At 63.3% G+C, this 25,403-nt stretch carries 27 protein-coding genes; 4 read left to right on the top strand and 23 right to left on the bottom strand.

Going from position 1 to position 25,403, the window contains the following annotated elements; genetic code table 11:
• The first annotated feature begins 190 nt into the window (after positions 1-190).
• Complete coding sequence (locus C936_RS0103590; protein ID WP_018175210.1) at positions 191-946, top strand: GntR family transcriptional regulator; 756 nt, start codon at positions 191-193, stop codon at positions 944-946.
• Positions 947-1,034: 88 nt separating this feature from the next.
• Here the strand turns inward: C936_RS0103590 and C936_RS0103585 are convergent, their stop codons facing one another.
• The 23 genes from C936_RS0103585 to C936_RS0103475 all read right to left on the bottom strand — a co-directional run bounded on the left by C936_RS0103585 (position 1,035) and on the right by C936_RS0103475 (position 22,109).
• Positions 1,035-1,853 carry a sulfite exporter TauE/SafE family protein gene (locus C936_RS0103585; protein ID WP_018175209.1) on the bottom strand — a complete coding sequence of 273 codons (819 nt, stop codon included), beginning with the start codon at positions 1,851-1,853 and terminating at the stop codon, positions 1,035-1,037.
• A gap of 67 nt (positions 1,854-1,920) precedes the next feature.
• Entirely contained in the window at positions 1,921-3,516 is a 1,596-nt protein-coding gene (locus tag C936_RS0103580; RefSeq protein WP_018175208.1) for a gamma-glutamyltransferase family protein, read from the bottom strand.
• Positions 3,517-3,527: 11 nt separating this feature from the next.
• Complete coding sequence (locus C936_RS0103575) at positions 3,528-5,054, bottom strand: tripartite tricarboxylate transporter permease (protein ID WP_018175207.1); 1,527 nt, start codon at positions 5,052-5,054, stop codon at positions 3,528-3,530.
• Positions 5,042-5,644, bottom strand: coding sequence for a tripartite tricarboxylate transporter TctB family protein (locus tag C936_RS0103570; protein WP_231362979.1), 603 nt, complete (start codon positions 5,642-5,644; stop codon positions 5,042-5,044). Before C936_RS0103570 ends, C936_RS0103575 begins: the two co-directional genes overlap by 13 nt.
• A 17-nt stretch (positions 5,645-5,661) precedes the next feature.
• Positions 5,662-6,144, bottom strand: coding sequence for a RidA family protein (locus C936_RS0103565; RefSeq protein ID WP_018175205.1), 483 nt, complete (start codon positions 6,142-6,144; stop codon positions 5,662-5,664).
• A gap of 42 nt (positions 6,145-6,186) precedes the next feature.
• Positions 6,187-7,179 (bottom strand): tripartite tricarboxylate transporter substrate binding protein, encoded by a 993-nt coding sequence (locus C936_RS0103560; RefSeq protein WP_018175204.1) that lies wholly within the window; start codon positions 7,177-7,179, stop codon positions 6,187-6,189.
• Positions 7,180-7,632: 453 nt separating this feature from the next.
• Complete coding sequence (locus C936_RS0103555; RefSeq protein ID WP_018141519.1) at positions 7,633-8,079, bottom strand: Lrp/AsnC family transcriptional regulator; 447 nt, start codon at positions 8,077-8,079, stop codon at positions 7,633-7,635.
• 232 nt (positions 8,080-8,311) lie between these two features.
• The gene (locus tag C936_RS0103550; protein ID WP_018175203.1) at positions 8,312-9,289 is read right to left on the bottom strand and encodes an electron transfer flavoprotein subunit alpha/FixB family protein; all 978 of its coding nucleotides are present in this window, start codon (positions 9,287-9,289) and stop codon (positions 8,312-8,314) included.
• Position 9,290: 1 nt separating this feature from the next.
• Positions 9,291-10,040 carry an electron transfer flavoprotein subunit beta/FixA family protein gene (locus C936_RS0103545; protein ID WP_018175202.1) on the bottom strand — a complete coding sequence of 250 codons (750 nt, stop codon included), beginning with the start codon at positions 10,038-10,040 and terminating at the stop codon, positions 9,291-9,293.
• Between the two features lie 50 nt (positions 10,041-10,090).
• Positions 10,091-11,725, bottom strand: a complete 1,635-nt coding sequence (locus tag C936_RS0103540) for an electron transfer flavoprotein-ubiquinone oxidoreductase (protein ID WP_018175201.1) — start codon at positions 11,723-11,725, stop codon at positions 10,091-10,093.
• A 31-nt stretch (positions 11,726-11,756) separates the two neighbouring features.
• The gene (locus C936_RS0103535; protein ID WP_018175200.1) at positions 11,757-12,533 is read right to left on the bottom strand and encodes a ferredoxin--NADP reductase; all 777 of its coding nucleotides are present in this window, start codon (positions 12,531-12,533) and stop codon (positions 11,757-11,759) included.
• A 5-nt stretch (positions 12,534-12,538) separates the two neighbouring features.
• Positions 12,539-12,889 carry a gamma-butyrobetaine hydroxylase-like domain-containing protein gene (locus C936_RS0103530; protein WP_018175199.1) on the bottom strand — a complete coding sequence of 117 codons (351 nt, stop codon included), beginning with the start codon at positions 12,887-12,889 and terminating at the stop codon, positions 12,539-12,541.
• Positions 12,889-13,113, bottom strand: coding sequence for a hypothetical protein (locus C936_RS0103525; RefSeq protein WP_018175198.1), 225 nt, complete (start codon positions 13,111-13,113; stop codon positions 12,889-12,891). The genes C936_RS0103530 and C936_RS0103525 overlap by 1 nt, the downstream gene beginning before the upstream one ends.
• A gap of 6 nt (positions 13,114-13,119) precedes the next feature.
• Positions 13,120-13,443: a ferredoxin FdxA gene (gene fdxA, locus C936_RS0103520; protein ID WP_018141512.1), complete on the bottom strand. Its 324-nt coding sequence runs from the start codon at positions 13,441-13,443 to the stop codon at positions 13,120-13,122.
• A 51-nt stretch (positions 13,444-13,494) separates the two neighbouring features.
• Positions 13,495-14,454 (bottom strand): HEAT repeat domain-containing protein, encoded by a 960-nt coding sequence (locus C936_RS0103515; protein WP_018175197.1) that lies wholly within the window; start codon positions 14,452-14,454, stop codon positions 13,495-13,497.
• 11 nt (positions 14,455-14,465) lie between these two features.
• A complete protein-coding gene (locus tag C936_RS0103510; protein ID WP_017942684.1) occupies positions 14,466-14,699 on the bottom strand; it encodes a ferredoxin family protein in 234 nt (77 codons plus the stop codon).
• Positions 14,700-14,711: 12 nt separating this feature from the next.
• Entirely contained in the window at positions 14,712-16,457 is a 1,746-nt protein-coding gene (locus tag C936_RS0103505; RefSeq protein ID WP_018175196.1) for a fumarate reductase/succinate dehydrogenase flavoprotein subunit, read from the bottom strand.
• Positions 16,454-17,245: a GntR family transcriptional regulator gene (locus tag C936_RS0103500; protein ID WP_081616834.1), complete on the bottom strand. Its 792-nt coding sequence runs from the start codon at positions 17,243-17,245 to the stop codon at positions 16,454-16,456. The genes C936_RS0103505 and C936_RS0103500 overlap by 4 nt, the downstream gene beginning before the upstream one ends.
• A gap of 59 nt (positions 17,246-17,304) precedes the next feature.
• The gene (locus C936_RS0103495; protein ID WP_038038461.1) at positions 17,305-18,183 is read right to left on the bottom strand and encodes an ABC transporter ATP-binding protein; all 879 of its coding nucleotides are present in this window, start codon (positions 18,181-18,183) and stop codon (positions 17,305-17,307) included.
• 47 nt (positions 18,184-18,230) lie between these two features.
• Positions 18,231-18,998 (bottom strand): ABC transporter permease subunit, encoded by a 768-nt coding sequence (locus C936_RS0103490; RefSeq protein WP_018175193.1) that lies wholly within the window; start codon positions 18,996-18,998, stop codon positions 18,231-18,233.
• 536 nt (positions 18,999-19,534) lie between these two features.
• The gene (locus C936_RS0103485) at positions 19,535-20,317 is read right to left on the bottom strand and encodes a molybdopterin-binding protein (RefSeq protein WP_018175192.1); all 783 of its coding nucleotides are present in this window, start codon (positions 20,315-20,317) and stop codon (positions 19,535-19,537) included.
• Positions 20,318-20,323: 6 nt separating this feature from the next.
• Positions 20,324-21,418 (bottom strand): ferrochelatase, encoded by a 1,095-nt coding sequence (gene hemH / locus C936_RS0103480; RefSeq protein WP_018175191.1) that lies wholly within the window; start codon positions 21,416-21,418, stop codon positions 20,324-20,326.
• Between the two features lie 109 nt (positions 21,419-21,527).
• Positions 21,528-22,109, bottom strand: a complete 582-nt coding sequence (locus C936_RS0103475) for an HNH endonuclease (protein ID WP_018139016.1) — start codon at positions 22,107-22,109, stop codon at positions 21,528-21,530.
• Between the two features lie 391 nt (positions 22,110-22,500).
• Here C936_RS0103475 and C936_RS0103470 point away from each other — a divergent pair, with 391 nt between their 5' ends.
• Genes C936_RS0103470 through C936_RS0103460 form a run of 3 tightly spaced genes read left to right on the top strand, consistent with a single transcriptional unit; the run spans position 22,501 to position 25,327 of the window.
• Positions 22,501-23,634 (top strand): NAD(P) transhydrogenase subunit alpha, encoded by a 1,134-nt coding sequence (locus C936_RS0103470; RefSeq protein WP_018649190.1) that lies wholly within the window; start codon positions 22,501-22,503, stop codon positions 23,632-23,634.
• Positions 23,631-23,942: an NAD(P) transhydrogenase subunit alpha gene (locus tag C936_RS0103465; RefSeq protein WP_012981664.1), complete on the top strand. Its 312-nt coding sequence runs from the start codon at positions 23,631-23,633 to the stop codon at positions 23,940-23,942. Before C936_RS0103470 ends, C936_RS0103465 begins: the two co-directional genes overlap by 4 nt.
• A complete protein-coding gene (locus C936_RS0103460; RefSeq protein WP_018139014.1) occupies positions 23,939-25,327 on the top strand; it encodes an NAD(P)(+) transhydrogenase (Re/Si-specific) subunit beta in 1,389 nt (462 codons plus the stop codon). Before C936_RS0103465 ends, C936_RS0103460 begins: the two co-directional genes overlap by 4 nt.
• The last annotated feature ends 76 nt before the right edge of the window (positions 25,328-25,403 follow it).

Here is a 25,403-nt window from a genome sequence, read left to right as displayed (position 1 = left end):
GGGGAATCCCTGCGCCATTGAAGTGCCGTATCACTGGATTGAGCGTCGGCAAGCATGACAAGCAATACACCTTCCGCATGCAGCGCTCCCACCGCCGGCCTCACCACTCAGCCACCCCTCCGTTCCACTACCCATCTCACCCCTTCTATGACACGATATGATGAGTCGAATCGAGGAACGAGACGCGCCCATGGAATCCAGCACTCCGGACCGCCAAACGCTTCAGGAATCCCCGCAGCCCCTGTATGTCCAGATCAAGGAAGCGTTGCGTCAACGGATCCTCGACGGCACCTATCAGCCGCACCAGAAGCTCCCATCCGAGAGCGAGCTTACCCGACGCTTCGGTGTCAGCCGCATTACCATTCGTCAGGCACTGCGTGACCTGCACAACGAAGGCCTGATTTTCAGCTCACAGGGCAAGGGCAGTTTTGTCAGCAAGCCGAAGGCGGTGCAAAACGTACGACGCCTGGAAGGCTTTGGCGAGGCCATGGCGGCCCAGGGCTACGAAGCAACGGCGCGGGTCGTTTCGATCGAGGAAATGGTCCCACCCAAGAATGTGCGCGACGCACTCGACCTTGGGGGTGCAACAAGCGGCTCGGTGGTCGAAGTGAAGCGGGTGCGCTACCTGAACCGGGTGCCGGTTTCACTGGAGATCAGCTATTTCCCATTGGATGTGGGGCGCCCCTTGTTCAATCAGGACCTCTCGGGCGATATCTTCCCGATCCTGGAAAACCTCTCGGGCATCCCGCTGGGTGCGGCCAACATCAGCATCGATGCCGGGCTCGCGAACAGCGAAGTACAGAAGGAATTGGGCCTGTCGGAAGCCGACCCGGTTCTACAGGTGGAACGTCTAACCCACGATCGCTCCGGACGGCCCATCGACTACGAGTTCCTGTTTTTCAGTGGCGACTCGTTCAAGTATCGATTCGAGATCGATCGATCCTGAATCGACACAGTCGCGGCAATACCCGGACGCACCTGGGCGACCCAGGGCTCCGGTGACAAGAGGTCCGGTCACTGCCATGGGGGAGGGGCTAGATACTCACGCGGATCATGTTGAGCGCGACGAGCAGCAGGAAAAACCCGAAGACCTTCTTGAGTGGCCGGGGATCGAGGGCGTGGGCCAAACGGACTCCGATCGGCGCACTGAGATAGGCAATGCTGACGATGCAGGCAAACGCGATCAGGTTCACGGCGCCGATGCTCCCGGGTGGCTGATGGGCCGGCTCGACGTTGACCAGCATAAAACCAAGCGCAGCCGGCCCCGCAATCAATATCCCCATACCTGAGGCCGTCGCGACCGCACGGCGCATGGATGTCCCCAGGGCCGTCATCAGGGGAACGGAGAGCGTGCCACCCCCTATGCCCATGATCACGGACACCGATCCGATCACCGGAGGTGCCGTTCTAATAACGGCACCTTCAGGAAGGTGCGTGATGATCCGAAACCGCAGGTCGCCGACCAGCAGATGGATCGCAATCAACAGGGCCAGCACCCCGAAGATCACCTGCAGCACCTCGGACGAGAGCTGCGCCGAGATCCAGACCCCGAGAATCGCCCCACCAATGATGCCGGGGCTCCAGCGCCGAAGGATGGCCCAGTCCACCGCCCCGCGCGCGTGATGGAGAAAAGTGGATCGTGCCGAGGTGACCACGATGGTGGCCAACGACGTCCCCAGGCAGATCTGCATGAGCTGTTCGCTGGAATAACCCAGCAGCGAAAAGATATGAAACAGGCCGGGTACCAGGACGATGCCCCCACCCACCCCCAAAAGCCCCGACAGGATGCCGGCGATGCCGGCCAGCACCACGAGCAACACCGCCATCCAGACGATCAGACCGGGATCAGGCACGGATCAGATCCGGGAACGGCGGGGCACGTGGCCCCACCCGCTCGGGTATCCGACACAACGGCTCGGATTAGTAGCCAAGCGCACACCCGTCCTTGCGGTGATCGGAGGCCCCCACGAGCGTCCCGGCCGCATGATCAATCCAGATGGCCTGCGAACCGCCAATCGGACGTGGTGGGAATATCAACCGATGGCCACGATCCCTCAAACCCTCCAGCACTTCGGGACGGAAGGTGGACTCGATTTCGACCATCCCCTCTCCCAGAATCGGGAACAGGCGTGGCAGGTCCATGGACTCCTGCAAATCGAGCCCGAAGCGCAGCAGGTTGGACAACATGTACGCATGTCCAGCTGACTGGTAGTGCCCGCCCATCACTCCGAACGGCATCACCGGCCGACCTTTGTGCGACAGCATGCCCGGGATGATCGTGTTCAACGGACGCTTGCCGCCATCCAGCTGGTTCGGGTGCCCCGCCTGCATGCTGAAGCCCTGGCCACGGTTGTTCAAAAGCACGCCATGCCGTGGTGTAAGGATGCCGCTACCAAAATTCAGGAACAGCGAGTTAATCAGGCTGACCGCATTGCCGTCGCGGTCCACCACGGCGATACAAACTGTATTCCCCGCCACCGGAGACAGCGGCTGGACGGGCACGGAGGCGGCGGAATCGGGATCAAGGCTTTGACGCATCCGGTCCGTGTACGAGTGCGCCAGTAATGGCTCGAAACCGGCTTCCATGGCATCCGGTTCGGCGACCCACTCATCCCGCGCGGCATAGGCGATACGGGCAGCTTCGATAAAATAATGGAGGCGTTGAGGGCTCAGCGGATCACCGCAGCCTGCCTCCAGTGGCTCCAGCATCTGCAGCAACATGAGCGCGATAATGCCCTGGCCATTCGGGGGGCACTCGTGGACCTCGTATCCCTGGAATGTCGTGGAGATCGGGTCGACATACTCCCCGCGAGCGAGCGCGAAATCCTCGAGCGAATGGAACCCGCCCAGTTCACTCAAGACCGACACCATCTCCTCGGCCACGGGCCCGTCGTAAAAACCGGATGTCCCCTGCTCCGCGATGCACTCGAGGGTTCTGGCGAGTTCGGGTTGCCGATGAACGGACCCCACTGCAGGGGGCTGGTCGTCGGGCAGGAAACGTGACCGGGTGGGTGCATGGGTGCGCAATAACTCCTGATGGCGGCTCCAGTCCCAGTGAACGCGTGGCGAGACGGCGTACCCATCCCCCGCCAGACGGATCGCGGGGGCCAGGATTTCACGCATGGAAAGGCGCCCATGATCGGCCGTCAGCCGACACCAGGCCTCAACCGATCCCGGTATCGTCACGGCATGGGCAGAGGTCCGCTCGATGTCGGCCAGCCCCATGTGCGCAAGTCGCTCGAGACTCGCAGCCGCCGGCGCGCGCCCCGAGCCGTTATAGGCCACGGGACGTTCGGATCCCGCCGGCCAGATCATTGCAAAGCAGTCCCCGCCAATACCCGTTGACCCCGGCTCGACTACACACTGCACGGCGCAGGCCGCCAGGGCCGCGTCCATCGCATTGCCGCCATCACGCAAAACCTGCAGCGCTTCGACACTGGCGAGCGAATGGGAGGTTGCCACCATGCCGCTGGTCGCATGCACCGTGGAGCGGCCGGGTTGCTCGAAGTTTCTCATCCTCTACCTCTTTACGATCTCAAGGAGTGAATGGCACTGGATTCGGTGCGGCCCCGAAGCACGCTACGCACACCCGCCACCACCGCCATGAGCAACAGCAAGACCGTCGCGGCCAGGAAAAACATGCTGATCCCACTGGAAACAAAGTATTCCGCCTCGCCACGGCCCAGCTGAATGGAACGGCGGAAGTACCGCTCCAGCATCGGCCCCAAAATGAAACCAATCAGCACAGGCGCCATCTCGAATCCATAGCTCCGCAGGAAGACGGCGATCACGCCCAGCATCAGCGCGAGCCCGACATCGAAGGGGCTGTTGTTGACGCTGTAAACACCAATGCAGAGCAGCACGATGATCATGGGAAAAAGCAACTGATAGGGGATCTTGAGAATCCTTACCCACAGCCCGATCAAGGGGATGTTCAGAAGGATCAGCAGGAAACTGCCAATCCAGAAACTGGCGATCAGCGTCCAGAACATGTCGCTGTTCTGGGTCACGAAATTCGGTCCCGGTGTAATGCCGTGAATCATCAGGGCACCCAGCATTAGAGCCATGGTGGCACTGCCCGGTATGCCCATCGACAGCGTTGGAATGAAGGCGGTCAGCGCCGCGGCATTGTTGGCCGATTCCGGCGCACTAATGCCCTCGATCGCGCCCTTTCCAAAGCGTTCCCGGGTTCGTGAAACCCGTTTCTCCACCGCGTAGGCGACGAAGGACGCAATGGTCTGGCCGGCACCGGGGAGCGTCCCCAGGAACGAGCCAACGGCCGTGCCCCGAACCATTGGGAAACCCGAAGCCCGCAGATCCTCGCGTGTCGGAATCATCGACTTGAGGCTGACCTGTGCCGTGGCAAGATGCCCGGAACGCATGACCATGGAGCGCATGATCTCGGAGATCCCAAACAGGCCCATCGCCAGAACGATCAGGTCAATCCCGTCGAACAGTTCGGGTATGCCAAACGTGAACCGGGCGACCGCCGAGTTCTGGTCCATCCCAATCAGTCCGAGCAGCACGCCAACGGCCACCATCGCCAGTGACTTCGCCGTACTGCCGTTAGTGATGGTCGATGTCGCTACCAGGCCGAACAGGATCACCGCAAAGTACTCGGCAGGTCCAAAATTCAGTACCAACCGTCCGAGCGCCGGGGCCGCAAAAGTCAGAAAGAAGATCGCGACTGAAGACCCCACCAAAGAAGCCACTGCCGTGATGAGCAAGGCCACGCCTGCCCGTCCGGAGAGCGCCATCGGATGCCCATCCAGGCAGGTCACCGCCGAGGAAGGCGTACCCGGGATGTTGAGCAGAATCGACGTGATGGAGCCACCGTACTCGGCACCGTAATAGACACCGGCGAGAAGGATCAGGGCACTGGCCGGCGGCATGTAGAAGGTAATCGGCAGGAGCATGGCGATGGCCGCCATCGAACCGATTCCGGGGAGCACGCCGATGAACGTCCCAAGCGTAACTCCGAGAAGAACATAGAGAAGATTCTGCAGCGTGAAGGCCGCTGCAAAACCACCGGCAAGGCCGATCAGAACATCCACGGCATGTTCCTGGGGAACGCGCGAAAGTGCAGATCAAGCAGGACGACGAATACGATCCAGATCGCCGCCGTATTGAAGGTGGCAAGCGCCACCGCCGACAGGGGCCGGAAAGGTGGGCGCGCGATGGACGAGATCAGTGACGTCACGAAAGCCGCAATCACAAGACCCAGGCTCGGTAGCAAGGCCATGAAGGCCAGCACCCCACCCGATATCATCAAGATCCCGCGCAGCCCCTGCCAGTCCAGGTCCAACGCATCCAGCCGAGGCTTGATGCCGGGACCGAACATGCCCCATATCAACAGGCCGCCTGCAATAAGCAGTGCCACGGCCAGGACGAGGCCCGGGACCATTCCCGGACCTATTCGTTGCAACGTGCCAATCGGAAGCCTTTCCAGGCCGAGAATGAACGGTGCGCACACCAGCAGGAGCAAGAATCCGGAGCCGGTATGGGTATTGAACAACCAGCCCCAGCTCAGCCGGTTCCGCAAACGCTCCGCCACGACGGCAACATCGATGTACGTACCCGCATAGGCCCGAGCCTGGAATTTCGGGCGCTCAGTAATCTCACTTCTCATGGCGTCATCGAACATGGCGTTTACCTGCGTGATCAATCAGGATCGATCTGTACAACCATTTCGGTCTCGATAGGGGCCTGGAAAGCCAGACCCGCCACCACCACGATGGCCCGGGCGTGCTGGCCGCGCTCCGGGCCCAGGACCTCGACCAGAAGATCGGAAGCCCCGTCCGCAACCCAGGGGCCTCGGTCAAATCCCTCGACCCCATTCACGTACCCATTGATCTTCACAATTCGCTGAATGCGGTCGAGATCACCGAGATAGTCCTTGAGCCAGGCGAGGTGATTCAGGGCGCAGCGACGCGCCGATTGATAACCCTCTTCGTCACTGATCTCACGTCCCAGCTTTCCGGGCTTGGGGATCCTGTCGGCACCGCTTTCGTCCTTGACGGTGCCGAGCGTTCCAGAAACCCACACCAGGTCGCGTACCTGCACGCAGGGAATGAAGTTGGCGGGGACCGTTCGCGGTTCCGGCAGATCGATCCCCAATTCCTGCAAGCGCTTTTCGGTATGCATGGTGGTTTTTACCTGTGCTTTCCGTGTCACTGGGGAATGGGGCTACTGCGAACCTTTCAGTCCAGCGTCTTCGAGGACGATCGCCCACTTCGCGATTTCATCGGCAACATGGGTTTCAAACTCGCTCGCCGTCGAACCGATCGTTACAAAGCCCTGCGATTCAAGCGTCTCGACCACATCGTCGGACTTCATGGCCCACTGAAAAACCTCACTCAACCGCTCGACGATCGCATCCGGTGTATTGGCGGGGGCCTTGATTCCCCACCAGCCATAGGTCTCGAAATCGTCCAGACCCGATTCCATGGCGGTCGGCACGTCGGGCAACAGGGTGGAGCGCTCCTGGCTCGTGACCATGACGGCATGCAGGTCGCCACTTTCAACGAAGCCTTTACCCGAAGAGATGTTGTCGAACATGAAGTCGACGCGACCCGCAATCAGATCCTGCAGGGCCGGGGCGCTACTCTCGTAGGGGACGTGCTCCATCTCTACGCCCAGGGTGCTCGCGAAGAATTCAGCCGCCAGGTGCAGCGGACTGCCGATACCGGAGGAAGCGAAACGCAGGGTGTCGCCTTCAGCCGCTGCGATCAGGTCATCGAGAGACTCGATACCGGAATCGGTGGGTACCAAAACCAGGTGAGCCTGGGAGGCCAGCAGGCTGACCGGCGCGAAGTCCTCGATCGGGTCGTAGGGGAGCGACGCAAACAGGGACGGCGTCACCGCGTGGGTGGCGAAGTTTGCAAACAGCAGGGTGTAGCCATCGGCCGATGCATTCGCCACGGTATTCGAAGCAACGGAACCACCCGCGCCCGGACGGTGTTCAATCGAAAAGCGCTGGCCAAGCTCTTCCGAAGCCTTATTGGTGGCGATTCGCGCCAGATTGTCAGTCGCTCCACCGGGACCCAGTGGAAGGTAGACAGAAATCGGGCTGTCGGGATAGTCGGCCGCCGCGGACGGAACTCCAGCCATGGCCCCAACCAATGCAAGGCTCAACACAACGCCTCGCAGGTTCAGTCGCGCAAACTCAGGGATCTTCATTGGTCAAGTCCTCTCATATGTAAAAACGGTCGCGATCGCAAATGCACGGCAGCAGAACCCTCAACCAACCGGAGGTGCGGGATGTCATGCGTTCTTGATGCGCAATAGAGTTATTGCAAGGGGTGTGCCATTCGAATGAAAAATTTCAAGTTACTGAATTTAATCAGTATTTAAATTATCGAAACGAAGCAAAGAATCCACAAAGGGGCATGCGGCGGGAAGATACAATTGCAACCTGGAGAGGGGTCGAAACAACAAACGTCAAGCACGGAATGGCAGCCGGACGATTTTCGGTTGGGAAGAGACAAGCAAAAAGCCCTTTTGTCGAGTTCGGCCAAGTGAAGGGGTGCGTCCAATATGGTGCACAGCGCACCATTCGAGCGCAGCAACACAACCGGTCGAAGAAACAATCGGGGAACACTGAGTTTATGGCACTCAGCACTGGGAGGCAGACTACAGGCGGGCACCACCGCGGCGGTTCTTGATCCGCTTCAGGAGTGTCTGGCTCTCGACACTCGAGACATCCGGCTGCGTGGAAACCTGTGATTGAATCAGGCTGTAGAGATCGTCATAGGAATCCACGAGTACATGGACGTGCAGGCTGCGCATGTCGGTCATGATGTAGAGACTGACCACTTCGGGCTGCTCGGCCAGATGTCGGGCCACTTTCTCCAGACCCTGGGGGACTACCTTAATGTCCAGAAAGGCGGAAACCGACTTGCCGAACTTTTCCGGGTCCACGATCGCGGCGAACTTCTCGATGACCCCTTCATCCTGAAGCTGCTGCACCCGGTGCTGCACATGCGCGCGACTCACACCCAGCTGGCGTGCGATCTCGGCGAATGACATGCGTCCATCCGCGACCAACAGGCGAACGATCTGTGCGTCCAGGGAATTCACGCTTGCCCCTCCGGCCATTCAGTCGACGTGGCCGACGACCTATTCATGAATGTACCTGATCTGGCGTCCAGTCGGGTCAGGGCACAGTCGGTTCGCACTCGCTTTGGGTATCGAGATACGTGAACGGCGTCGCCTGCAGGAAGGGCTTCGGTCAGAAGAGGCGCACCTAGCCGGTGCGCCCGGCTGGCAGGCATACAGGGACACCCACCCTCCGGGCCGGCCGGTACCGACATCAACCCTCGGCGAGTTCTGGCTTGGCCTCGCTTCGCAGCTGCCGGATCTTCTCGTGAAACTCCGGCAGGATATCGAACAGGTCGCCGACCAGGCCGTAGTCGGCCACGCCGAAGATCGGGGCATCCGGATCCTTGTTGATGGCGACGATGACCTTGGATCCGGTCATGCCGGCGAGGTGCTGAATGGCGCCGGAGATACCCACCGCAATGTATAGCTCCGGTGCGACCACCTTGCCGGTCTGTCCCACCTGACAGTCGTTGGGGGCATAACCGGCATCCACGGCTGCACGCGAGGCGCCCACGGCGGCGTTCAGATCCGCTGCGAGCTCCTCCAGCAGACGGAATTTCTCCAGGCTGCCGAAGGCTCGCCCCCCGGAAACGACGATCCCGGAGGATTCCAGTTGCGGCCGGTCCGACTCGTCGAGTTGGAGTTCGACCTCGCGGGACTGGGCCTGGGTCTCACCGACGTCAATGCGTTCCAGTTGGGCCTTACCGCCGCCCACCACCTCTTTGGCGAACGCAGTCGGGCGTATGGTCAACAACTTGTGCGGCTCCAGCACCCGCAAGGTTTCGTTGGCATTGCCCGCGTAGATCGGGTGCACGAACGTCTCCGCGTCCTGGATCACGGTGACATCCGAGACCATCTGGATGTCGACCAGCGCCGCCACCCGGGGGAGCAGGTTTTTCCCGAACGTGGTGGCGGGCGCCAGCACATGACTGTAGTGCTCGACATGTCCGGCCACCACCCCGGAAAGATCCTCAGCAAGGCCGCCTGCCAGATGGGGCGCCTCGGCGAGCAGCAAGCGGCGGACCCCGGCCATCGAGGCGAGGCTTTCGGCCGCCGCCGCGGGGCGTGCGCCCGCCACCAGGACGTCGATGGGACCGTCCAGTTCGCGGGCGGCCGTCAGGGTGGACAAGGTGCTGGCGGCCAGTGTATCCCCTGCCGTCTCCGCTACAACCAGTATCGTGTTCGTCATCTCAGATCACCCCCGCTTCGTTGCGCAGCTTGTCCAGCAGTTCGTCCACGTCCGCGACCTTCACACCCGCCTCGCGGGGAACGGGCTCGGAAACCTTGACCCGCTCCACCCGCGGACGCATATCCACGCCCAGGGCCTCGGGCGTGCGCTCCTCGATGGGGCGTTTCTTCGCCTTCATCATCGCGGGCAGCTTCACGAACCGGGGCTCGTTAAGTCGCAGGTCCGCTGTCACCACGGCAGGCAGCTCCAGTTCAACGGTCTGCTGCCCGCCATCGATCTCGCGTGCTACCCGCGCCCGGCCCTCTTCGACGGTCAACTCGGACGCGAAGGTACCCTGGGGCCAGCCGAGCAATGCAGCGGTCATCTGCCCGGTCTGGTTGGCGTCATCGTCGATCGCCTGCTTGCCAAGAAGCACCAGGTCGACGGCTTCCTCGCGCGCGACCGCGGCCAGCAACGCGGCCACGTTCAGGGGCTGCGGCGATTCCGGCACATCGATCCGGACCGCGCGGTCCGCGCCCATTGCCAGGGCACTGCGCAGAACCTCCTGACTGGCCTCGTCACCCACCGTCACCGCCAGCAATTCGCTGCAGATGCCAGCCTCTTTCAGGCGTACGGCCTCCTCCAGCGCAATCTCGTCGAAGGGATTGGCGGACATCCGGACATTTTCCGTCTCGACACCGCTGCCATCCGTCTTCACGCGGATGTTCACGTTGTAATCGATCACGCGTTTCACGCCGACCAGTACTTTCATCGCATTCACTCCCGTTGACTTTGCGGCCCGGCAATCGGCCTCGATGCGGCCTACATGCCCGAATAGATCGGGCCCTCGCCGCCTTGCGGTACCTGCCACTGGATATTCTGGGTGGGGTCCTTGATGTCACAGGTCTTGCAGTGCACGCAGTTGGCTGCGTTGATCTGCAGGCGCGGCCCCTGGTCGCCATCGACAATCTCGTACACCCCGGCCGGGCAGTAGCGTGTCTCCGGCGCTCCGAATTCGGCCAGGTTCACCTGGATCGGGACATCGGGATCACGTAACCGCAGATGGCAGGGCTGGTGCTCGTCATGGTTGGTGTTCGACAGGTGCACCGACGACAACAACGGGAACGTGAGCTCCCCGTCCGGCGCCGGATACTCGATGGGCGAGGCCTCCGACTGCCGCTGTAACTGCTCGTGATCCGCGTGCTGGGAGAACGTCCATGGCGCACGGCCACCGAACAGGTAGGTGTCTGCGGCGGCATACGCCAGCCCGCCCCACAATCCCCAGCGGGCGAAGGCGGGGCGGATATTGCGCGCGCGCCTAAGCTCGGACCAAACCCAGGAATCCGCCAGCGCCCGGTCCACGCCAGTGGCCGCCGCCGGCTCGGGTGCGTTCGCCCAATGCTCGAACACCGCCTCCGCCGCCAGCATCCCGGACTTCATGGCGGTGTGGGTGCCCTTGATGCGCGCCACGTTCAGCAGGCCCGCGGCATCCCCCACCAGCATCCCGCCCGGGAATTCCAGCTTGGGGCAGGACTGAACCCCACCCTCCACCAAGGCCCTCGCACCATAGGACAGGCGGCGCCCACCCTCGAGATGGCGGCGAATCTCCGGATGGGTCTTGAACCGCTGCATCTCCTGGTAGGGCGAAAGGTTCGGGTTGACGTAGTCGAGCCCGACCACGAACCCCACGGACACGCGGCGCTCGTCGAAGTGGTACAGGAAGCCGCCGCCGTAGGTTCGAGCGTCCAGGGGCCAGCCGACGGTATGCACCACGGTGCCCGGCCGGTGGACGGATTCATCCACTTCCCAGACCTCCTTGATGCCAATCCCGTAGGTCTGCGGATCGGCATCTTGATCCAGTTCGTAGGCGGCAATCACCTGCTGGCTCAACGATCCACGGCAGCCCTCCGCCAGCAGGGTTCGCCCGGCCACGATCTCCACACCGGGCTCGTGCTGCGGGCCGGGCGTACCGTCCGGCTGCAAGCCGGTGTCCGCGGTGGCCACACCACGCACGGCACCCTGTTCGTCATACAGCACCTCGGCCGCCGCGAAGCCCGGGTAAATGTCCACGCCCAGCGCCTCCGCCTGCTCGCCGAGCCAGCGGCACAGGTTGCCCAGCGAGCCCACATAGTGGCCCTCGTTGCGCAATGCAGCCGGGGTGGGCAGCCGCAGGCTTCCATGCTCGCGCAGCAACAGGAAGTGATCGTCGACGGCCGGCGTTTTTAACGGCGCTCCTAGATCGCGCCAGTCGGGAATCAACTCGTCCAGTGAGCGCGGATCGATCACCGCACCGGAAAGGATATGCGCCCCGACCTCGGGCCCCTTTTCCAGTACGCAGACCGAGAGGTCGTCCCGGCCCTGGTCCTGCGCCAACTGGCGCAGCCGGATCGCGGCCGCGAGACCCGCAGGCCCGGCACCGACGATGACCACATCCATCTCGATCTGCTCGCGTTCCATGGTGATCTCCCGCTCAGTCGGCGCCGCCGGACTACTGCTCGACAAAGGCCCGCTCGATCACGTACTCGCCCGGCACACCCGTCTTGGGCGAGGCGGTGAAGCCCATCTGATCCAGCAGGTTCGACAGGTCCTCGAGCATCGCCGGGCTGCCACAGATCATGGCGCGGTCCTGTTTCGGGTCGAGCTGCGGCAGACCGAGGTCTTCGGCCATCTTGCCGTTCTCGATCAGGTCGGTGATGCGGCCCTGATGCACGAAGTCCTCGCGCGTGACCGTTGGGTAGTAGAGCAACTGCTCCTGCGCGAGCTCGCCGAGGTATTCGTGGTTCGGGAGCTCATCGGTCAGGTATTCCTGGTAGGCCAGCTCACTCTTGAAGCGGACACCGTGGACCAGGATGACCTTCTCGAAGCGCTCGTAGGTCTCCGGATCGCGGATGATGCTCATGTAGGGCGCAAGTCCGGTACCCGTACCGAACAGATACAGGTTCTTGCCCGGTAGCAGATCGTGGATCACCAGCGTGCCAGTCGCCTTGCGGCTTACCAGGAGCTGGTCACCCTCATTGATGTGCTGCAGGCGCGAGGTCAATGGACCATCCGGCACCTTGATGCTCAGGAACTCGAGGTATTCCTCGTGGTTCGGGCTCACGATGCTGTAGGCCCGCAGCAAGGGCTTGCCCTCCACCTCGAGGCCGATCATCACGAAATGACCGTTCTCGAAGCGCAGGCCCGGATCGCGCGTGGTCTTGAAGCTGAACAACGTGTCATTCCAGTGGTGCACGCTCAGCACTTCTTGTGGGTCACAGGCTGCCATGGGGTCTACCTCCCAGATTCGAGTCGGGTTGTGCTTCCATCATTGATTGAATGGGCCGGGGCCCGGGCGCTGCTGATCTCCCACAGATAGCGCCACGGATAGATGCCCTGCTCGTGACCATCGGAGAACACGAAACGCACCCCGCTGATCCCGAACGGAACGATGTCGACCACGTCCACTTGAGCGGCATCCGTTACCGGCTCATCCCTGCGCCGCGCCACGGTGCAATGGGCACAGCGACAGGCCAGGCGCAATGCCTCGAAGCGTTTGCAGGTGACCTCGCCGGACGGCCAGCAGAACTGAACCTCGCCGGTCTGCCCCTGCAGACGGATCTCGTCGGGCGGTTGCATGCTCATTACGCGCTACCTCCGGCGGCCATCGGGCCGCCCTCCACAGGACAGGTTCGGGCGAGTTCCGCGAGCACGGTCTCCTCGATCACCAGGGTGGTGACCGGCGGCCACAACAGGGGGTTGTCCGGGTCGTCCACCGGACGCGCCCCAAGCAGGGTGGCCACGCCGGTCAACCACGCCCCCAAAAAGGCGCCGCGCGTTACCCAGCTTGTAATGACAAGATGCGACATAATGAATCAGCGCTCCAGCTCGGCCAGCTTGCCCGTGCGCTCGATCCACTCTTCCGCGTCGGGCAGCGGGTCTTTCGCAGAAGTTATTACCGGCCAGATAGCCGCCAGCTCGGCATTCAAATCGAGGAGATGTTTCTGATCCTCGGTCAGCTCGCCCTCTGGCTGAATGGCCTCGGGCGGACATTCCGGAACACACAGGTCACAGTCGATGCACTCCACCGGGTCGATCACCAGCATGTTGGGACCCTCGTGGAAGCAGTCCGCCGGGCACACCTCGACACAATCGGTGTACTTGCACCGGATACAGTTTTCATTCACTACGTAGGTCACGGTCGTCTCCGTTCGGCTGCAGGGAACACTTGGGGAAACACGCGCGGCGAATCAGCTCGCCACGCGCAGTTTCGACTGGGCCCACAGGGCCGTCTTGCGGACGTCGGGGTCGGGGTCGTCCAGGGCGCTTTCCACATACGCGCTGGCCCGAGCGTCACCGATCTCGCCCAGCGCGCCGACCGCGGCCTTGCGCAGATTCGACACCGGGTCATCGGTGCAAACACCCACCGCCTCGACCGCCTTCGGATCACCCAGGGTGCCCAGCGCCTCCACGGCCTTCTCACGCACCTGCCAGAAGGCGTCGCGGGTCGCCTCGATCAGGCTCTGGAGTGCGGCGCGCAGGCGCAGCTTGCCGATCATGGAGGCCGCCTCGGTTCGAACCTGCCAGTTTTCGTCTCGCAGGCCACCCAGCAACGCATCCACAACGGAGTCGGGATCGCCGTACGACAGGGCACTCACCGCCACCCGCCGAACATCCGGGTCGGAATCCTCGCGGGCCCGCTCCATCAACACCGGAAGGTTGGCCGGCGACCGCAACCACCCGAGCACGGAGACCGCTTCACGGCGCACCCCTGCATCGGAATGTTGCAGCATGGCCAGAGCGGGTTCGCAGCTCTCGGCGAGCCGCATGGGCTTGAGTGCCCCGAGCACACCGATAATGACGAATGGGTCGTCACTGCCCTTCAGGGCATCCAGCAACGGCTGGGCCGCGTCGGTATCTTTCAGGTCCGCCAGGGCGTGGGCGGCAGCATTACGTACCGCCTCGTCGCTATCGCTGAGCGCCGCGAGCAGGGCATCGGCGATATCGGCCGACTCGAACTCGTCGACGACCTTGGCCGCCTCTCGGCGGACCGAGGGGTCGGGGTCTTTCAGGGCCTGGGTCAGCAGGTCGGCCGCTTCGGGCTCCGCACTGTCCACCAGGGCCAGGACCCCGACGCGGCGCATCTCCACGTCGTCGGAGGCCAGCTTGTCGGCAATGTCCTGCAGTTCTGGATCGTCATATTCGCTCATCGGGTTCACCTTCAGCTCAGCAGATACGGAATGTTCACAGTGACTGCGTCGGTCGGGCAGTCCTTCTCGCAAGGCATGCAGTACCAGCACTCGTCGTAATGCATGTGGGCCTTGCCCGTGACCTCGTCGATCAGCAGGACATCCAGCGGGCAGACGTCGATGCAGACCCGGCACCCCTTGTCGGCGATGCACTTCTCTTCATCAACGACCACCGGGACGGTCGTCTTGTGGTTGGCTACAGGCATGTCACTTCCCCTTTATTCAGCCGGGACTTCATCGGTGTTTTCGATCCGCATGGACTGGTAGGCCGACAGCTCGTCGTCGTCCAGCGGGATGATGTAGGGGTCCACCGCACGCGTACCGGTGCACATGGACCCGTCCTCGCCCTTGTACAGGCGGCTGTGACAGAACCAGTTCTCGTCGTCGCGCTCGGGGTGGTCGATGGAGTAGTGGTACAGCCCCCAGCGGGATTCCTTGCGCGCCATCGAGGCACGCGCCGCCATCTCGGCGCAGTCGACAATCGCATGCACCTCGAGGGCACGCAGCAGTTCGTGGGGATCCCGGGCGTGGAGCTTGGCCAGGTCCTCGCGCACCTGCAGGATGCGGCTGAGCCCGATCTCCATCTTCTTGGTGACCTTGGGCGGCTGCAGGTAGTCGTTCACCAGACGGCGCACCTTGTATTCCATCTGCTCCGGCGGAATACCGTCCTCCGCATTCAGCGGTGCCATCACGCGTTCGAGTTCCGCCGCAATCAACGACTCGTCCAGTGGTGCGTCGGTCCAGTCGCTGACGTAACGCGTCGCGCTCTCGCCGCAGATCTGGCCGTATACGAATGCGCCCAGCATGTAACTGTGCGGCACCGAGCCCATGTCCCCGGCCGCATACAGGCCCGGCACCGTGGTCTCGCCGTGTTCGTTGATCCACACCCCGGAAGCCGAGTGGCCGCTGCAGAAACCGACCTCGGAGATGTGCATCTCCAGCATGTGCTCGCGATAGTTGGTACCGCGCCCGGCATGGAAGCGTTCTCGCGACGGGCGCTCGTTGGTATGCAGGACCGTCTCGATCTCCTGGATGGTCTCCTCGGCGAGGTGATCCACCTTCAGGTACACCGGGCCCTTGCCCCCTTCCAGCTCGCGGTAGAACTCCAGCATCATCTGGCCCGACCAGTAGTCGCACTCGATGAAGCGCTCGCCCTGGGCATTCGCGGTGTAGCCGCCCAGCGGGCCGGTCACGTAGGCACAGGCCGGACCGTTGTAGTCCTTCAGCAACGGGTTGATCTGGTAACACTCCAGGTTCGCCAGGTCGGCGCCGGCGTGATAGGCCATCGCATGCCCCTCGCCCACATTGGTCGGGTTCTCGTAGGTGCCGTACAGATAACCGGAGGTCGGCAGGCCCAGGCGCCCGGCCGCACCCGTCGCCATGATCACCGCCTTGGCGCGGATCAGCAGCGGCTCGGAGGTCCGGGTGTTCACTGCGAAGGCCCCGGCGATCTTGCCGTCGCGATCCTTCAACAGGCGGGTGGCCTGATAGCGATTTTCCACCTTGACCCGGTTACGGCGCAGACGCCGATACAGGATCTTCTTGACGTTGTGGCCCTCGGGCATGGGCAGCACGTAGCTCCCCATGTGATGGACCTTCTTCACGTCGTAATCGCCAGTCTCGTCCTTCTGGAAGTGCACCCCCCAGGAGTCCAGCTTCTGAATCATGTCGTAGGAACGCTCGGCATAGGCCAGGACCGCCTTCTGATGGACGATGCCGTCATTCGCCGTGGTGATCTCCTTTACATACTGCTCGGGCGTGGCCCGGCCCGGGATGATGGCGTTGTTCAGGCCATCCATCCCCATGGAGATGGCGCCGGAGCGTTTCACGTTGGCCTTTTCCAGCAGCATCACGCTCAGGTCCGGGTTTTCCTCCTTGACCGTCACCGCCGCCAGCGGCCCGCCGGTCCCGCCGCCGATCACCAGGACATCCATCTCGACTGTTTTGATTTCGCTGACTTTCATAGGTACTCCTCATTGGGATCCGTACGGAACTTGCAGTTGAAGGTGTCTTCGCGGAACGACAGGCACTCCACGTCAAAGGCCCGACCGCTGCGGTCGAGAAAGACACGGGTGAGTTTCAGGACAGGGGCCTCCACCGAGAGCGCCAGCGCTTTCTGGACCCCAGGCTCCGGGTGACAGGCCTCGATTTCGATACGGGCACTCCGCACCCCGAGACCCAGGCGATTCTTGAGAACGGACAATGTGTCCACCGTCAGATCCCGGCTGAAGATCCGCCGGCCGATGGCCAGGGGCAGAAAACTCTCGCTGACCATCACCGGCTCCGAGCGCACATACTGCACCTGGCGAATACGGGTAACCGTGTCGTCGGGCGCCAGGCCCAGCTCGCGCGCCACCCGCGAAGGCGGGGTCATCTCCTGCATGGAAAGCAGGCGCACATCGGCCTCGCCGATCTGGCTGGTCACCGTCTCGCCGAAGGCCTCCATGCGCCGCAGCTCCTGGCTGACCCGCGGTCGGGCGACGAATATTCCACGCCCCTGCGCCGTCACCACCAGGCCTTCGGCACACAACTCGCGAAGCGCCCGACGCACCGTGATCCGGCTGACCCCGAAAGCCTCAATCAGCTCTTTTTCAGTGGCCAGGCGCTCGTTTGGCGCGCGCACACCCTGAAGGATCTCGCGGCGCAGGCTGTCGCGGACCCAGCCGTAGAGCGGTCTGGATCCGCCGGACCGGCCAACGGGACGCGGAGGTACCGTGCTTGCAAGCCCTATTTGGCGGTGTATATCCAGCATATGTACTACCCTATCATAACAAGTTATGAGGAGCATACGGATCCAGTGCCCATATGGCTCTAGACCGACTGCCCCTGCTGCTCGAATGCCCGTGTCGTCTCGGCCCGAATCAGGTCCAGGCACTGTTTTTTCAGCTCAACGAATCGGGGCTCGGTCACCACCTCGTGGGTACGCGGGTGCGGGATGTCGACGCGAATATCCTTGATCAACCGTCCCGGGCTGGCGCTCATCACGATGATCCGGTCCGCCAGGAACACGGCCTCCTCGATGTCATGCGTAACGAACACGATGGTGGTGTGAAACTCCTGGCGCAGATCCACCAGGTTTTGCTGCATCATCGCTCGGGTCTGGGCATCCAGCGCCCCAAACGGCTCATCCATCAGCAATACGTCCGGGTAATTCGCCAAGGCGCGCGCGATGCCGACCCGCTGCTGCATGCCCCCGGACAATTGCGCCGGAAAGTGATTCTCATACGCCGACAGCCCTACCATCCCGAGAAAGGTACGCGCGATGCTGTCGGACTCGGTCTTCGAGTGACCGGCCATGAGGGGGCCAAAGGCGACGTTCTTGCGCACACTCTTCCAGGGAAACAACGAGTGCTGCTGGAACACCATGCCCCGTTCCGGCCCCGGCCCGCGGACCCGCTTGCCATCCACTTCGACACGCCCCGACGTGGGCGCGACGAATCCGGCCACTGAATTCATCAAGGTCGACTTGCCACAGCCTGAAGGCCCCAGCAGGCAGATGAATTCGCCCGGCTCGATCTCCAGATTCGCGCCATCCACCGCCAGGTTGCGACGCCCACTGGTGTTGAACTCGATGGACACGTCCGAGACCTGAACCCGACCCGCCGCTGGACGCCCCGTCAGCGTCCCACCAGGTGCGGATTTCTTGCGTGATGGCCCCTCGCCGAAGGCCCAGAGGTTTCCAATTCTCATTGCGCTATCCCGTTGCTTAGCATGATCCGAAAGAGGTGCGGTTGGCCCTAGCGCTGCCAGCGCAGGAACGGCCGGGCGCCATAGCGCACCAACAGCGTGGACAGGGTCCCCAGGAGGCCGATCGTTACCATCCCGACAATGATCTGCGGGTACTGAACCAGTGAGTAGGAACTCCAGGTGAAGTAGCCGATCCCGTACTGGCCACTGATGATCTCGCCCGCCAGCAACGAGAACCAGGCGATGCCCATGCCAATGGCCATTCCCGCCACGATGCTGGGCAGGGCCGCCGGCAGGACGACATGAATCAGAATCGAGCCACTGGAAGCGCCCAGTGCGCGGGCGGCCCGCACGAGGTCCTTGGGCGTCTGATCAACCCCGTGCATGGTGTTCAGCACGATCGGGAAAAAGGCCCCAAGAAAGGTAATAAAGATGATGCTGCTCTGTTCTGTTGGGAGCATCAGGATCGCCAGCGGGATCCAGGCCACCGCCGGGATGGGCCGAAAGATCTCCACGTAAGGGGAGAAGACATCCTCCACAAATCGATTCCGGCCCATGAAGACACCAAGAGCAACACCGGAGACCGTGGCCAAGCCAAAGGCGATGGCGACGCGCTCGACGCTGGCACCGATATGCCGATAGAAGAGATCCGACGACAACAGATCCAGCAGAACCGCGCCCACAACACCGGGTCGAGGTACATTTTCGAAGTTGAGGAGCAGTCGGAAGTCATTGACGGAAGCCAGATGCCAAAGGCCAATCAGCACCACCACCGAGAGCGCGCGGACGCTGTAGCGTGCCCACCAGGTACCGCTCAAAACCTTCAGGCGCTCGCCGATAGAGACGTCACCCGTTCCACCAGACGGGGACGCGCCCGCTCGAGGGGCTTCCAGCGACGAAGGCGCAGTATCCGTTGTCTGGGCCGTCGATATCGTGTTGTCAGACACGGAAGGAGTGGTCTCCACCGTCTCGTCTGCTACAGGCACAGTCTTGTTTGTCATTTGAACCCCTTCCCTCGCGGCCACCAGGTCTTGCCCAATGGATTGATCTGTAACGCCACGACTCAACTTGTTCTGACGTGTTCTTACGCCCTGAAGTGAGAGCAGCATCCATGCCAATACCCCCGGGGCACCTAGAAAGAGGCTTAAGGCGCTGTTTCCAAGGGGCTTTGCGGTACAGAGGGAAAAGGATCCACATGGCGGCGCGGGCCCCATGCATCACGTACGGGCGAACACGCCCCAGGACGGGGCACGCAAACCCGAAATTGCGAGGCTCATGATGACAAGTGCGGCAAGAACCGGCTGCCTGCCGACCACCAGGGAGACGCTGATTGAATCACGCGTCTCCCTGGGACTCAGCAGGGGGTCAAAAAACCCGCCGCGATCAAGGACTGGCGCAGCGCGGCCTGCCCCTCGGTGACGCGGGCGCGGGGGCCGCGCAGGCCCAGCTCGACCTGCGGGGCCTGGCGGTCCATCCGTGGCAGACAGGAGATGCGCAAATCGGGGAATGCCGCCTCCATGGCCTCGAGCACCGGGACCAGGCGGCTCTCGGTCACGTTCTCGAGCACCAGCACCTCCTCGACCGAGCCGGCGGCGGCATCGCGCCCGGGGAAACGCTGGTCCAGCACCCAGCGCACCATCGGTTCGGCCATGACCGGGAATCCCGGCACGCAGTGATGCCGCTGGCAGCTGAGCCCCGGGATGCCGTTGACCGGATTCGGGATCAGGCTGGCCCCTTCCGGCAATTCGGCCATGCGCACGCGATGCGGCCAGGCCTCTGCGCCAAAGCGTTCCTCGAGGATAGTCATGAAATCCGGGTGCGGCCGCAGGGGAAGCCCAAGCGCCTCGGCGAGGCAGGCGCGGGTGCGATCATCCGGCGTGGCCCCGATCCCGCCAAAGCTGAAGACCTCCGCCCCGGTTGCCAGCGTCTCGCGAAAGGTCTGCGTCAGGCGGCCGGCGTGGTCCCCGACAATACGGATCCAGGCCAGCTCCAGCCCCTTCTCCGCCAGGGCCGCGGTGAGGTGTTCCTGGTGCCGGTCACGGCGCTTCCCGCTGAGCAGCTCGTCGCCGATGATCACGGCGCCGATCTCGGTCTCGCCGGGTTCGCCGACTCGCCCGGGCGCGGTGGTCTCGTCCATCGCGGCCTACTGCTGCGCGCCCAGGGCCAGCGCCCGTTCACGGGCGGCGGCGCGTGCCTCGGGGGCATTGTCCGGATCGTCCAGCCACGGGGCGATGTGCTGGCGGGCCAGTCCGGCCAGGAAGTCGAGGTGGTCGGACCGGTCGTTCAGCGCCGGGATGTAGTGGAAGCGTTCGCCACCGGCCTTGAGGAAGATCTCGCGGTTCTCGTCGCCGATCTCCTCGATGGTTTCCAGGCAGTCGGCCGAGAAACCGGGGCAGATCACGTCCACCGTGCGCACGCCCTCCCTGGGCAGCGCCTTCATCGTCTTGTCGGTATAGGGCTTCAGCCACTCCTCGCGGCCGAAACGCGACTGGAAGGTCACCTGCCACTGGTCGTCGTTCAGACCCAGCCTTGCAGCCAGTTTCTGGCCGGTGGCATGGCACAGGCAGTGGTACGGGTCACCCTTGAGCAGATAGCGCTTCGGGATGCCGTGGAACGACATCACCAGGCGGTCCGCCCGGCCGTGCGCATTCCAGTGCTCGCGCACGCTGCTGGCCAGTGCTTCGATATAGCCGGGCTCGGCGTCGTAGGCGGCGACGAACTGAAGATCCGGAACCCAGCGCCAGCCCTTCAGTACGTCGGCCACCGCGTCGAAGGTGGAGCCGGTGGTGCTCCCGGAATATTGCGGGTACAGGGGCAACACGATCACGCGGCGAACGCCCTGGCGGCGCAGCTCGTCCAGGCCCGCCTCGATGGAGGGGTTGCCGTAGCGCATCCCCAGCGCGACCGGTACCTCCTCGCCGACCTGTTCGGCCAGACGCTTGCGCACGCCCTCGGCCTGGCGCCGCGAGATGGCCAGCAGCGGTGAGCCGTCGTCGGTCCAGACGGTGGCGTACTTGGCGGCCGAACGCTTCGGGCGGATATTGAGGATGATGCCGTTGAGAATGAGCCACCACAGCGGGCGCGGGAACTCGACCACGCGCGGGTCCCAGAGGAATTCCTTCAGATAGCGCTTGAGCGCCGGGGCGGCGGGCTCGTCCGGCGTACCGAGGTTGGTCAGCAGTACGCCCGCCTTGCGCGGCTGGCCGTGGCGGTAATCCGCTTCTCCGAAGTACTTCATGGTGCTCCCTGCGGCAATAGAGGGTGGATGACTCCTGTCGGAGTCACGCCAGTTGCGTTGGTTCCCTGCCAAGGATAGCGCGAGCCGCGCACGAGGCGCGCGGGTGCGATCAGCCGAGGCGGCCGCGCAGGGGGCTGGTCCGGGGGAAATGCGCCAGCAGGAACTCCATCTGGTCGGCCAGCACCCGCTTGCCTTTCAGATAGATGTACTCCGCGTGGGTGGGCGTGAACGGAATCGCCAGCAGCTGCATGTCGGCCTGCTCGGGGGTGCGCCCGGCCTTGTGGTTGTTGCAGCGTTTGCAGGCGGTGACCACGTTGTTCCAGGTATCCGCCCCGTTCTGGCTGATCGGGGTGACGTGGTCGCGCGAGAGATCACGCTCGCAGAAGTGCTGGCCGCAGTACAGGCACAGATGTGCGTCGCGGCGAAACAGAGTGGTGTTGTTGAGCGGCGGGATGTAGTGATTGAAGCGGGACTGGCGGGTGCCGAAGGTGGCGATGATCGAGTTGACCTCGACTCGGGACTGCAGCCCGGTGCGGGCGTTGATGCCGCCGCGCACGCGATACAGCAGACTCCCGCAGGCGTAGGCGACCTGCTCGGTGTAATAGAGGCGCACGGCCTGTTCCAGGCCGATCCATTCCAGTGGCATGCCCGCAGCGTCCGTACGCAGGACCTGATGCTCGGTCGGCAACATGACCTCGTCCCGTCTCCAAGGAAACACGGATTTGCTCACGCGGAATTTGAGCAGGCCCGACGCCGCCGGGCGTGAGCAAATCCATGTCCCCTTCGCCGAGTCGACCGCTGGCGCGGTGCGGGATCGCACGAAACTTGCTTGACAATAAACAGGCCGGGCGTTCAACGCAATTACAAGGGCATAAATACCGGTTTGAGCCGCCGGCGGTGGCCCGGAATTCGCGACAAATGGGTGGGCTGTTTAAGCGCGAAGGCGATTCCGCTACACTTGCTGGCCGTTTTTTCCGCCGAATGGGCCACAAAAGCCTTATTCGGCGTCCTTATTACCACCCGCGAGCGCGGCCGAACGTCCCGGAGGGATTGCGGGAACGCTTGGCCCGGGGAGAGAGCGCATGGCAATCAAATTATCCGTTCCCAAGGAGAGTGCCAGCGGCGAGCGCCGCGTGGCCCTGGATCCGACGGTGGCGGCCAAGTTCGCCCAGTTGGGCGTCACCGTGCAACTGGAGAAAGGGGCTGGCACCAACGCCCATTTCCCGGATGACTCTTACGAGTCGGCTACCGTAGTCGACACCGAAGCGGCCTACGGCCAGTCGGACCTGATGGTCCGCGTGGCGCCGCCGACGGTGGAAGAGGTCAATCAGCTGCCGGAGGGCTCGACCGTCGTCAGCCTGTTCCACGCCCACCGCAACCCGGACGTGGTCAAGGCGATGCAGGAACGCAAGATCCTGAGCTTCGCGATGGAACTGATCCCGCGCATCTCGCGCGCGCAGAGCATGGACGTGCTGTCCTCGCAGGCGGCCGTGGTCGGCTACAAAGGTGCGATCATGGGCTCGGATCTGTCCTGCCGCTTCTTCCCGATGCTGACCACCGCGGCCGGCACCATCCGCCCGGCCAAGGTTATCGTGATCGGCGCCGGCGTGGCCGGGCTGCAGGCGATCGCCACGGCCAAACGCCTGGGCGCGATGGTCGAGGCCTACGACGTACGCTCCGCGACCAAGGAGCAGGTCGAATCGCTGGGCGCGAAGTTCCTGGATCTGGGCGTCTCCGCCGAGGGCGAAGGCGGCTATGCCCGCGAACTGACCGCGGAAGAGAAGAAGCAGCAGCAGGACGCCCTGGGTGAATACATCGCCAAGGCGGACGTGCTGATCACCACCGCCGCGATCCCGGGCCGCGAGTCCCCGAAGCTGATCCCGAAGGACATGGTCGAGGGCATGAAGCCAGGCGCGGTGATCGTGGATCTCGCAGCCGAGGGCGGCGGCAACTGCGAGCTGTCCAAGCCGGGCAAGACCAGCAAGCACAAGGGCGTGGTCATTCACGCGCCGCTGAACGTGCCTTCGCAGGTCCCGCTGCACGCCTCCGAGATGTATGCCAAGAACCTGCTCAATTTCCTCACGCCGATGATCGCCGAGGGCGGCGAATTCAAGCCGGACTGGGAAGACGAGGTCATCGCCAAGAGCGTGCTGACCCGCGACGGCGAAATCGTGCACGAGGCCACCCGTGAGGCCCTGAAGGGAGCGCAATCATGATCATCGAAGGCTTTATCGCGCTGTACATCTTCATGCTCGCGGCCTTCACCGGCTACGAGATCATCTCCAAGGTGCCGGTCATCCTGCACACCCCGCTGATGTCCGGTTCCAACTTTGTCCACGGCATCGTGCTGGTCGGGACCATGGTCGCGCTGGGCCATGCCCAGACGCCGCTGGAACAGGCCATCGGCTTTGTCGCCGTAATCCTGGCCGCGGGCAACGCCGTGGGTGGCTATGTCGTCACCGAACGCATGCTGGAGATGTTCACGACCAGCAAGAAGGACGACAAGAAGGGAGATAAGGCATGAGTCTGATCATCAACCTCGCCTACTTCGCGGCGGCGGTGCTGTTCATCGTCGGCCTCAAGCAGATGTCCTCCCCGACCACCGCGCGTCCGGGGATCATCTGGGCCGGCGTGGGCATGGTGATCGCCACGCTCGTGACCTTCGTGCACCCGGAGATCTCCGGCGGCGTGAACTACACCCTGATCATCCTGGGTATCGCCATTGGTGGTGCGCTGGCCTGGTGGAGCGGCAAGAAGGTCGCGATGACCGACATGCCGCAGATGATCGCGCTGTACAACGGCATGGGCGGCGGCGCCGCGGCCGGTATCGGTGCGATCTACCTGCTGCAGGCCACCCCGGAAACCGTCACCAATACCGGTCTGGCGATCGCCGTGACCGGCTCGCTGATCGGCTCGGTGGCGTTCTCCGGCTCGCTGGTGGCCTACGCCAAGCTTGAAGGCCTGATGAAGAAGACCTTCACCTTCGGCGGCCAGCAGGTCGTGAACATCGCGATCTTCGCGATCACCGTGCTGCTGGGCTTCATGATGGCCACCAGTGGCGGCGAGATCGGCTCGTTCACTCTGCTGCTGTTCTTCGTGCTGTCGCTGGCCTTCGGCATACTGATGACCCTCCCGATCGGCGGCGCCGACATGCCGGTGGTCATCTCGCTGTACAACGCGCTGACCGGCCTCGCGGTCGGCCTTAAGGGGATCGTCCTCGACAACCCGGCCCTGATGATCGCCGGTATCGTGGTCGGTGCGGCCGGTACGCTGCTCACGCAGCTGATGGCCAAGGCGATGAACCGCCCGATCAAGAACATCCTGTTCAGCCAGTTCGGCGGCTCCTCCGGGGGTGCCGAGGAAGAGATCGAAGGCACGATGAAGGAGATCCAGGCCAACGATGCCGGGATCATGATGGCCTACGCCGAGAAGGTCATTATCGTGCCGGGCTACGGCATGGCCGTCGCGCAGGCGCAGCACAAGATCTGGGAGTTCACCCAGCTGCTGCAGAAGCGTGGTGTGGACGTGAAGTTCGCGATCCACCCAGTCGCGGGCCGTATGCCCGGGCACATGAACGTGTTGCTGGCCGAGGCCGGCGTGCCCTACGACATCATCTTCGATCTTGACGAGATCAACGAGGAGTTCAAGACCGCGGATGTCGCAATGGTGATCGGCGCGAACGACGTCGTGAACCCGGTGGCTCGGACCAATCCGGAGTCGCCGATCTACGGCATGCCGATCCTGAACGCCGACCAGGCCCAGAACGTCATCTGCGTGAAGCGCGGCAAGGGCGCGGGGTTCTCGGGCATCGAGAACCACCTGTTCTATGCCGACAACAACCAGATGCTGTACGGCGACGGCCAGAAGGTGGCCGCCGAACTGGTGGCCTCGGTCAAGGCCCTCGGCTAGGCCCGGACCGGGCCTGGCGCCCGGCCCTCGCTTGCGAGCCCGGCCCCCGTTTTCGGCGGCCGGGCTTTTTTGTGCG

Origin of the sequence: Thioalkalivibrio sp. ALJ4 (assembly GCF_000377225.1) — a bacterium.
In the GTDB taxonomy this organism is placed as follows: domain Bacteria; phylum Pseudomonadota; class Gammaproteobacteria; order Ectothiorhodospirales; family Ectothiorhodospiraceae; genus Thioalkalivibrio.
The sequence above is the reverse complement of the archived record's forward strand: the minus strand, read 5'-3'. Positions and strand labels throughout refer to the sequence as shown.

Coding starts and splice junctions, on each gene's coding strand:
- C936_RS0103590 (WP_018175210.1), top strand. CDS start 191: ATGGAATCCAGCACTCCGGACCGCCAAACGCTTCAGGAATCCCCGCAG.
- C936_RS0103580 (WP_018175208.1), bottom strand. CDS start 3,516: ATGAGAAACTTCGAGCAACCCGGCCGCTCCACGGTGCATGCGACCAGC.
- C936_RS0103570 (WP_231362979.1), bottom strand. CDS start 5,644: ATGTTCGATGACGCCATGAGAAGTGAGATTACTGAGCGCCCGAAATTC.
- C936_RS0103565 (WP_018175205.1), bottom strand. CDS start 6,144: ATGCATACCGAAAAGCGCTTGCAGGAATTGGGGATCGATCTGCCGGAA.
- C936_RS0103560 (WP_018175204.1), bottom strand. CDS start 7,179: ATGAAGATCCCTGAGTTTGCGCGACTGAACCTGCGAGGCGTTGTGTTG.
- C936_RS0103550 (WP_018175203.1), bottom strand. CDS start 9,289: ATGACGAACACGATACTGGTTGTAGCGGAGACGGCAGGGGATACACTG.
- C936_RS0103545 (WP_018175202.1), bottom strand. CDS start 10,040: ATGAAAGTACTGGTCGGCGTGAAACGCGTGATCGATTACAACGTGAAC.
- C936_RS0103540 (WP_018175201.1), bottom strand. CDS start 11,725: ATGGAACGCGAGCAGATCGAGATGGATGTGGTCATCGTCGGTGCCGGG.
- C936_RS0103535 (WP_018175200.1), bottom strand. CDS start 12,533: ATGGCAGCCTGTGACCCACAAGAAGTGCTGAGCGTGCACCACTGGAAT.
- C936_RS0103530 (WP_018175199.1), bottom strand. CDS start 12,889: ATGAGCATGCAACCGCCCGACGAGATCCGTCTGCAGGGGCAGACCGGC.
- C936_RS0103525 (WP_018175198.1), bottom strand. CDS start 13,113: ATGTCGCATCTTGTCATTACAAGCTGGGTAACGCGCGGCGCCTTTTTG.
- C936_RS0103515 (WP_018175197.1), bottom strand. CDS start 14,454: ATGAGCGAATATGACGATCCAGAACTGCAGGACATTGCCGACAAGCTG.
- C936_RS0103510 (WP_017942684.1), bottom strand. CDS start 14,699: ATGCCTGTAGCCAACCACAAGACGACCGTCCCGGTGGTCGTTGATGAA.
- C936_RS0103505 (WP_018175196.1), bottom strand. CDS start 16,457: ATGAAAGTCAGCGAAATCAAAACAGTCGAGATGGATGTCCTGGTGATC.
- C936_RS0103500 (WP_081616834.1), bottom strand. CDS start 17,245: ATGCTGGATATACACCGCCAAATAGGGCTTGCAAGCACGGTACCTCCG.
- C936_RS0103495 (WP_038038461.1), bottom strand. CDS start 18,183: ATGAGAATTGGAAACCTCTGGGCCTTCGGCGAGGGGCCATCACGCAAG.
- C936_RS0103485 (WP_018175192.1), bottom strand. CDS start 20,317: ATGGACGAGACCACCGCGCCCGGGCGAGTCGGCGAACCCGGCGAGACC.
- hemH (WP_018175191.1), bottom strand. CDS start 21,418: ATGAAGTACTTCGGAGAAGCGGATTACCGCCACGGCCAGCCGCGCAAG.
- C936_RS0103475 (WP_018139016.1), bottom strand. CDS start 22,109: ATGTTGCCGACCGAGCATCAGGTCCTGCGTACGGACGCTGCGGGCATG.
- C936_RS0103470 (WP_018649190.1), top strand. CDS start 22,501: ATGGCAATCAAATTATCCGTTCCCAAGGAGAGTGCCAGCGGCGAGCGC.
- C936_RS0103465 (WP_012981664.1), top strand. CDS start 23,631: ATGATCATCGAAGGCTTTATCGCGCTGTACATCTTCATGCTCGCGGCC.
- C936_RS0103460 (WP_018139014.1), top strand. CDS start 23,939: ATGAGTCTGATCATCAACCTCGCCTACTTCGCGGCGGCGGTGCTGTTC.